The sequence below is a fragment of the Motilimonas pumila genome, from assembly GCF_003596335.1.
Lineage (GTDB): Bacteria > Pseudomonadota > Gammaproteobacteria > Enterobacterales > CBDFNC01 > Motilimonas > Motilimonas pumila.
Genome location: NZ_QZCH01000053.1, coordinates 1 through 8212, shown reverse-complemented (window position 1 = coordinate 8212; position 8212 = coordinate 1). Strand labels below are relative to the sequence as shown.

Here is an 8212-nt window from a genome sequence, read left to right as displayed (position 1 = left end):
ATAACTGTTGCCAGCGGCTCACCACGGCCTCATCACTTAAGCGGCTATTTTGCGCCATGTTGATATGCAGCACGAGGTGGTAATGATTGCTCATGATGGCATAGGCACAGATATCAATGGTGAAGATACTGGCCAGCTGCTTGGTTTTATCCAATACCCAAGGTTTACGGTGCTCATAGCTGCGTTTAGCGTAGTTATCATAACCACAAAGAAAGGCGCGCCGCACACAGCGGCTCGTTACATGATAGTAAGGCGTCGATTCTGCACAAATAAGCTGTTTTCGAGGTAGGGTCATGACTCCCTCCTAGAGAAAAATCACCTTTTAAGTGTTAGTTAAAAGGTGATGGCTGTCAAATTTTGGTGGGTGTCCGCTTTTCTTGTGCTCTGCACCAGATTTACTCCTCCTTACTTGCTCAATAAAAGGTATCCTGTACTTTTTGAACCATGCTTTGTTCGGCGGCTTCATATTCTTGCTCAGTCATATCACGCCAATAACGTGCTGGCCTTGCGTTTTTTTTGTCGAATTTAACACTGGTAGGATCTAAATGGCGGCATATTTCTAAGGTAGGGCTGTCTGGTAATGGCTCTGCCACATCCATGTAACACTGCAGAAAGTCCCACCAAGCCAAACCGTCAGCAATGCTGGCGAAATTGGCAAGGCCCACGCTACTAAATTGAATTGACATGTCGTCTTTATGGATAAACACAATGTTACAGCCTGCAGCAGTAGGCGTGGGCCCAACCAAAGGCTGCAGATAAGGAATAAATTCCATAAAGTTATAGCTTTGTTTGGATTTTAGCCGGCCCGTTAGCCAACCATAATGCCAAAAAGTGATTATGCCCGTTTGCCGATTAAGCTCTAATGATGGGCCCGGTTTACCAAAAATCCACTCTGAGTAGGGCGAAGGTAAACGGACTAGTAATAACATCCCTCCACCTGCACAAAGAAAGGTCAAAACTATTGGAAATATATCTTTAATAAATTCTGCAGCAGAAGAAAAACTATCAAAAGAAAAAATAATCGAATAAATACAAAGACCTATTAAAAACATCACCCCCGTAATTAGAAGTAACATACCTCCAAACTGACATAGCCCACCCAACCAAGCCCGCCCACCGGACAAGGTTCGAATGCACTGGTGGTTGAATTGAAACAGGCCATCATCTTCCACCACTTCTGCACTTTGCAGTGATGACCATAGTCCTTTTAAGTAGGTAGAAGGCACTAAGTGAGCATAATCACCATAGTCTAATACTTCATCTCCCTTGATATTGTGAGCGGTCGGTTTAGGCGTAGTTTTCCAGTATTGAAGCTCATACGCCGTAGGCGCGTAATAGTCTTGTTGCATGTCTGTTCCCACTCGCTAAACCATAAATTCAAACCAAAAAGGTTGGTCACTGTTATCAAAATCTTCAATAAGATCTTTGTTTTGGAAGGCACTACTGTAACCCATTGCTGGAGCAGGAAAAACCCATAAATCTTGGTTTCGTAAATCCCAAGCGGTTAAATCAGTGGCCTTTAAATTCAGTGGCCTTTAAATGAAGCCCATTGTTTTTGATTGTATTATTGGGTTTGGCGTGTATTTGCAATTTTAGTTTGACACTTGAGGTAAACATAGTTTCTTTTACTTGCTTAAAATCCGGCTTATGCAGGTAGACATCAACGCCTGTTTGGGATCTTACCAAGGTGACGGGCACATGCTTTTTTTCTGTTGAAATTTTGGCCGCATAATAGCTCGTTTTATCCACTTTAGTGGTGATGACTTGGCAAGCAACCTGAAAATTGCTGACGCTAAACCAATTAGGAAAATTCGTTGCAATTGACAGGCAAATATTCGGCAATTGCGCTGTTTGATAACCTGAGAAATCAAGCTTATCACTGCTGTCCCAAGACGCTGTATCTTTAGGGGTAATGGTAATTCTTGGGCTTAACAGATAGCTATGTAGTAATTTTGGTGGGTGTCCTGTATATTGCCCTGTAAACCAGTGCCACGTGTATCGCTAATACTTGACGTTGCAGTGTTTGGAACAACCTATTTACTCGTCTTCTTCCTCAACTATCAAATAATCGAAAAAATCACTGTAGCTTTCCCAAGTCTCAGGTTGATTAGCAAAGTTCATAGAATTTAAATTCTTCGCTTCAACCGCATCACACCATATCACACTAGGATTACCCGCAACATTTAGCACTATTAAACTCTCTGATGGTTCTGCAATCACAATAAAATTGTCTTGTAGACCTATAGCGTCCCTTAATGTGAGAGTTTCCTGTACTATATTTGTAGCGTCACCAATACAAGCAATTTCATGGTGACTTACTCCACCCAACAAACCTCCAGAATAAAATAGAGATATCTCTTTAAAATCTGAAGGTAAAGTTAGACCTAGTTGAACCTCAATATTGGAAACAACTCTCTCATCAACAGCCTCGCATCCATAAATAGCATCATAACGATTTTTCAAATCAATAATATCAACCATATTAGTTGCTCCCTTGATAATTGACACGCCATTTCCAATATTCATCTGTATCTACGTTAAATTTATTTCGATCAGGCTGTAATATCGGGTGAAGTTTACTCCTGCCATATTGGATGTGCAATATATCCTGGCCTGGCTTACCAACGCCGTGATACTTCGTGCTTGCTTCAACTAACGGCTCTGGTGACTTCTTACCAAAATGATGTAGAGTTACAAAATTACCATCTGGCAATTGAGGAGGAAGACCTTTCGCAGCCGCTTCAGCATTGGTTATACCAATCAGCTTGCCAGTTTTTAACTTTGTCGAGCACCTAAGGTTTAAGGTGCTCGTAGCTGCGCTCGGCGTAGTTGTCATAACTACAAAGAAAAGCGCTCCGAACACAGCGACTAGTGACGTGATAGTAGGGCGTAGTTTCAGCACAAATGAGTTGTTTTCGAGGTAGGGCCATGACACCCTCCTAGTCAGAAAAGTCACTTTTTAAGTGTTAGTTGAAAGGTGATTTCTGTCAAATTTTGGTGGGTGTCCTGTATATTCTTTGCATCTTTATACTTGCACTTTCAATTGCTTTTTTAGTTGCCCAAGCGTCTCTTGGTAACTGCACCCTTCTTGTACCGTTCGATAGTGTTTCCATCAAAACGGAAGCACCATCATTACGAGCTCCAAATGAGGTTACGTTTTCTATTGAGTAATTGGTGCCAACTGAAGATCTTCCATCCAAGAATTTCTCAAATCCTTGCTTTTGGTGGGTGTCCTGTATATTTTCCGTATATTTACTATGCTTGCTCTACATTTGCCTCTAACAGATCAAATACTGATATATCAATAGAATCAATATCGCCCATCTCATCCTGAAGAATAACAAGCTGCTCATCACCTATATCAACCAGTAAATCCCACCCATCCGTATTAACACCAAATCTAAGCAAGCTATTGGCTTGATCAAAATTCTTAGACCAACAATCTTCAAATAAATACTGGATACTCAATAGAAACTCGCCTTCTTGGGTCAGAAAGGCAGCTGGAAGCTGACCTTTCGTTCCAAAGCGATCTAAAAACTCAATCATCACTTGAGGCTTTTCACCATCAAAGGCTCTCTGACTCATTTACTTCTTCTCCGGGATAGGGAATGCAGTGAACATTTTTCCTGTATTAGGATCGAAACGAACCCATGCAGTATTTGTATAGTCTGCTGAGTAAGGGCCTCTATTCTTATGCGACCCTAGGTTTTTAATATTAACCCCAATATTTCGATCCATTACTATATCGAAATCATTAATCTCTGGGTTTGCCTTTCTCTGTAAGATTGCACTTCGAATAGCTTCATAATGATCTTTATTAGTAAGGAATTTACTGGCCGTTTTAGTTTTATTTCCAGGGGCTCCAGTTGTAGGGTTAGGATAATGCTCTTGCTGAACCCTTCTATACTGCTTCATACCTGTGGTCTCAGCCCCATGCTTCTCTAAAGAATGAACATTTGGTGAACCATAAATTGATTCAAGTCTTTCAATTCTTTGAAGGTATCCAGCCTCAGAGATTTTTTGCCCCGCACTGTCTGGAACATCCCCCCCACAACACAACTCATCGCCTTTCTTATTCGCCAACCCCAGCGGATCAATCCAGCCCGTAGGGTTAGGCACATATTGATAGTTATTGAGCCCGCCTGCAAGTCCAATCGGATCTAAGGTTAAAAACGCGGCGGTGTTGGGGTTGTAATAACGGTGCCGGTTGTAGTGCAGGCCGGTTTCTACATCATAGTACTGCCCCTGGAAGCGCAGGGGGCTGTGTATCTCTTCCACTTCCTGTTTGAGTACATTGCCGTAGGCACGGTACTGCACGCTCCAGACTGTGTGGCCCAGCGCATCGGTAATTTCTTGTGGCGTGCCTAAGTGGTCCAGCTGGTAGTAATAGATTTCCGGTGCAGTAGTATTTGATGCATCGCTATCCGGGGTATTGGCTTCACCCTTAATCAGGGCCAGGGGCTTAAAGGTGCCCGGCTCATACAGATAGCTCTGGTAATGCCCTGATGGTCGGTTTCGGTGATTTAGCTGTAAGCTTGCCAGTTTTTAACTTTGTCGAGCACCTAAGGTTCACGGTGCTCGTAGCTGCGGTTGGCGTAGTTGTCATAACCAAAAAGAAAGGCGCGCCGAACATGGCGGCTGGTGACGTGATAGTAGGGCGTAGATTCAGCACAAATGAGCTGTTTTCGAGGTAGGGCATGACACCCTCCTAGTCAAAGAGTCACTTTTTAAGTGTTAGTTAAAAGGTGATAGCTGTCAAATTTTGGTGGGTGTCCTGTATATTGCTACTAACAATAAGCAGCTAATATTTTTATACTTCATATGACTTTGCCTATGGTTCGAGGTTTGCTGGCTCGCACCACGGGCTGTCGAGTAATAATGTTTATCATGGCTAATACAGGTTGGTTTCATCATAAAAACGGTTGGGCTTTACTTGGGTAAGAAACTCTGAAACTTCTTGGTCTATTTGTGCGATTTCTTCTGGTGAAAGGTACTCATCAAAGTCAAGGTAATCTACGAAGGTAGAATAATCAGAAGCATTCAATGCGGCAGCTAAATTGATGTTTTTGTACAGCGTTTTCCAGTCTTGTAGATTTTTATTCTCTTTCTTTTTTAGGTAGTAATAGAGAGTGAATGGAGCGCGTGCATAGCCTAATTCAGTGGCTTGTTGAAGGTACTCTAGAGCAAGGTCATTCCCAATTACATCGGTAAACTCATAAAGATCAACCATGGCTGGTGCATAACCACGCTCAGCGGCAATGGTGAGGTATTTTACGATTTGCTGCCTGATTTCTGGCTGATGCCTGTCTTGATGACGATATAACTCGCTGAAAATAGCTGCGGAGGCGCTGTCTGCGCCCATTTCAAGGGCTTGTATGTATTGTTCTACTCGGGTTTTATGGGCTAAGTAGGGCACGTATTTGCGCCAAGAGTCTTTATGTTTGGCGAGCATATACATGGCTTTGCCATCACCGTTTTTGGCCATTTGTTACCACTTCTCAATGGCTTTATCGTACCACTCGTCGTCACAAGGCAGTCTAAAAAAGCTGCAATACGTTTCAGGCCCATCGACTAACTCCATCATGGCCCAAGGGTAACCCAATTCGGCGGATTGCAACATCAAGTAACCTAAACCAAATATTTTTTCCCCGCCCATGCGCATATGCGTTTTAGCAAGCCAAAACATGGCCTCAGGGTCACCTTTATTCGCCTCAGCAAGGAAGTAGGGCTCTGCTTCCCACCATTCACCTTGTTGCGCCCACTCTAATCCTTGTTTGACGGTGGCATTGACAGCCGTGCTAAACAATAACGTAGCTAATATGACGAGAGGACTCCAGTGCCTGAGCATGGCTTTAATATAAATTGGTTTCATCATAAAAACGATTGGGTTTGACCTGGGTGAGAAACTCCGCGACTTCTTGGTCTATTTGTGCCATTTCCTCAGCTGAAAGGTGCTCATCAAAGTCAAGATAATTCACCACACTACGATATTTAGAAGCATCTAGTTCGCCAGCTAAATTGATGTTCTTGTACAGCGTTTTCCAGTCTTGATGATTTTTATTCTCTTTTTCTTCCAGGTAGTAGTAGAGAGTGAATGGGGCCCGTGCATAGCCTAATTCCGTGGCTTGTTGAAGGTACTCTAGAGCAAGGTCATTCCCAATTACATCTGTAAACTCGTAAAGGTCAACCATGGCAGGTGCATAACCACGCTCAGCGGCAATGGTAAGGTATTTTACGATTTGCTGCCTGACTTCTGGCTGATGTCTGTCTTGATGACGATATAGCTCGCTGAAAATAGCTGCGGAGGCGCTGTCTGCGCCCATTTCAAGGGCTCGAATATATTGTTTAACCCGAGTGTTGTGGGCTAAATAGGGCACGTATTTGCGCCAAGAATCTTTGTGTTTGGCGAGCATATACATGGCTTTGCCATCACCGTTTTTGGCCATTTGTTGCCACTTCTCAATGGCTTTATCATGCCACTTAGCATCGCATGGGAAATGAAAGAAATCACAGCGGTCGCCGTCTTCAAACAGCTGCTCCATGGCCCATGGGTTACCTAACTCTGAGGCTTGTTCTAGCCAATGACCTGCTTGAATACCTTCAAATAGATTAATAGAGAGTTTAACCCTTGCCAGCCAATACATGGCTTGCTCATCCCCTTTATTGGCTTCTGTTTCAAGATAGGGCAAGGCTTCTAGCCACTTTTCTTGCTGCATTAGCGCAATGCCATCTTCTGTGCTCGCAAAGCTAGAGGTGCCAGTCAGGAATAAGCTTATTGCTAACGATAAGCAGCTAATATTTTTATACTTCATATGACTTCGCCTATGGTTCGAGGTTTGCTGGCTCTTATCACGGGCTGTCGAGTAAAAACGTTTATCATGGCTTAATACAAGTTGGTCTCATCATAAAAACGGTTGGGTTTTACTTGGGTAAGAAACTCAGTGATTTCTTGGTCTATTTGTGCGATTTCTTCTGGTGAAAGGTACTCATCAAAGTCAAGGTAATCTACGAAGGTAGAATAATCAGAAGCATTCAATGCGGCAGCTAAATTGATGTTTTTGTATAGTGTTTTCCAGTCTTGTAGATTTTTATTCTCTTTCTTTTTGAGGTAGTAATAGAGAGTGAATGGAGCCCGTGCATAGCCTAATTCAGTGGCTTGTTGAAGGTACTCTAGAGCAAGGTCATTCCCAATTACATCGGTAAACTCATAAAGATCAACCATGGCAGGTGCATAACCACGCTCAGCGGCAATGGTGAGGTATTTTACAATTTGCTGCCTGATTTCTGGCTGATGCCTGTCTTGATGACGATATAGTTCATTGAAAATGGCTTCAGAGGCGCTGTTTGCACCCATTTCAAGGGCTTGAATATATTGTTCAACCCGGGTTTTATGGGCTAAGTAGGGCACGTATTTGCGCCAAGAGTCTTTGTGTTTGGCGAGCATATACATGGCTTTGCCATCACCGTTTTCGGCCATTTGTTGCCACTTTTCAATGGCTTTATCGTGCCACTTATCGTCACACGGTAAGCGGAAAAATTGACAGTGCTCATAAGGGCTTTCGACAAGCTCCATCATAGCCCAAGGGTTACCCAGCTCCGCTGATCTCTGCAAAATATGTCCAATTTGAAATGTTTGCATGCCACCCATTTTCATATAAATGCGTGCTTGCCAAAAAAGTGCTGCAGGGTCTTGTGCTTCAATTTGTGACTTCATTGCCTCTAAAGCTAAGTCACGCTCTCCTTGTTGTATCCAGTTAAGCCCTTCTTCTACGCTTGCCTGGCTGACATTGGCCGTGAGCAATAAGCTTAACGCTAACAATAAACAGCTAATATTTTTATACTTCATATGACTTTGCCTATGGTCCATGGGACGCGTTTTATATTTTTCGTGGGTGTCTTGTATATCGTTAGCGTACCGTTGAGTATTCCTAATCAATTCATTAAATAAGAATGAGCGATGCGCGTCTACTCATTGTTTTTGTTGGAAATTATGAGGGAATTCGCGGACTGATGCTAATTTGTCATTGAGTCATTTTTATCCCAGTTATCGCCGTCGACGTAAAAATCGAAGTTAATGACTTTTTCAATAATTTCATCGTGATAGATTATAGACTTGCCATTGCTCCCTTCTGTAATGCACTTAAGGCTAAAAGGGCCTAGCAGACTATCACCCATGTCTTCTTTGGTGCAAACTAGCGCTCTGTTAGACCAG

11 protein-coding genes are annotated in these 8212 nt (G+C 42.9%); all 11 read right to left on the bottom strand.

Annotation, left to right across the window (positions count from 1 at the left end; all coding sequences use genetic code 11):
• On the bottom strand, window positions 1–295 hold a 295-nt coding region (locus tag D1Z90_RS19920; RefSeq protein WP_499877944.1), incomplete at its 3' end, for a transposase.
• Window positions 296–413: 118 nt separating this feature from the next.
• A complete protein-coding gene (locus D1Z90_RS19915) occupies window positions 414–1349 on the bottom strand; it encodes a hypothetical protein (protein ID WP_119912542.1) in 936 nt (311 codons plus the stop codon).
• A gap of 688 nt (window positions 1350–2037) precedes the next feature.
• Window positions 2038–2481, bottom strand: a complete 444-nt coding sequence (locus D1Z90_RS19905; RefSeq protein WP_119912540.1) for an SMI1/KNR4 family protein — start codon at window positions 2479–2481, stop codon at window positions 2038–2040.
• Between the two features lies 1 nt (window position 2482).
• Entirely contained in the window at window positions 2483–2836 is a 354-nt protein-coding gene (locus tag D1Z90_RS22115) for an HNH/ENDO VII family nuclease (protein WP_369122276.1), read from the bottom strand.
• Window positions 2837–3255: 419 nt separating this feature from the next.
• Window positions 3256–3585: a hypothetical protein gene (locus tag D1Z90_RS19895; RefSeq protein ID WP_119912538.1), complete on the bottom strand. Its 330-nt coding sequence runs from the start codon at window positions 3583–3585 to the stop codon at window positions 3256–3258.
• On the bottom strand, window positions 3586–4392 hold the full coding sequence (locus D1Z90_RS19890; protein ID WP_269777254.1) for an RHS repeat domain-containing protein: 807 nt from the start codon (window positions 4390–4392) through the stop codon (window positions 3586–3588). It lies immediately after the preceding gene.
• Window positions 4393–4891: 499 nt separating this feature from the next.
• Window positions 4892–5485, bottom strand: a complete 594-nt coding sequence (locus D1Z90_RS19880; RefSeq protein ID WP_119912535.1) for a hypothetical protein — start codon at window positions 5483–5485, stop codon at window positions 4892–4894.
• A 3-nt stretch (window positions 5486–5488) separates the two neighbouring features.
• Entirely contained in the window at window positions 5489–5875 is a 387-nt protein-coding gene (locus tag D1Z90_RS19875) for a hypothetical protein (RefSeq protein ID WP_158587201.1), read from the bottom strand.
• On the bottom strand, window positions 5853–6812 hold the full coding sequence (locus D1Z90_RS19870) for an SEL1-like repeat protein (protein ID WP_119912533.1): 960 nt from the start codon (window positions 6810–6812) through the stop codon (window positions 5853–5855). Before D1Z90_RS19870 ends, D1Z90_RS19875 begins: the two co-directional genes overlap by 23 nt.
• A gap of 71 nt (window positions 6813–6883) precedes the next feature.
• On the bottom strand, window positions 6884–7846 hold the full coding sequence (locus tag D1Z90_RS19865; RefSeq protein ID WP_119912532.1) for an SEL1-like repeat protein: 963 nt from the start codon (window positions 7844–7846) through the stop codon (window positions 6884–6886).
• A gap of 167 nt (window positions 7847–8013) precedes the next feature.
• A partial coding sequence (locus tag D1Z90_RS21790) for a hypothetical protein (RefSeq protein WP_232525318.1) occupies window positions 8014–8212 on the bottom strand: 199 nt, incomplete at its 5' end.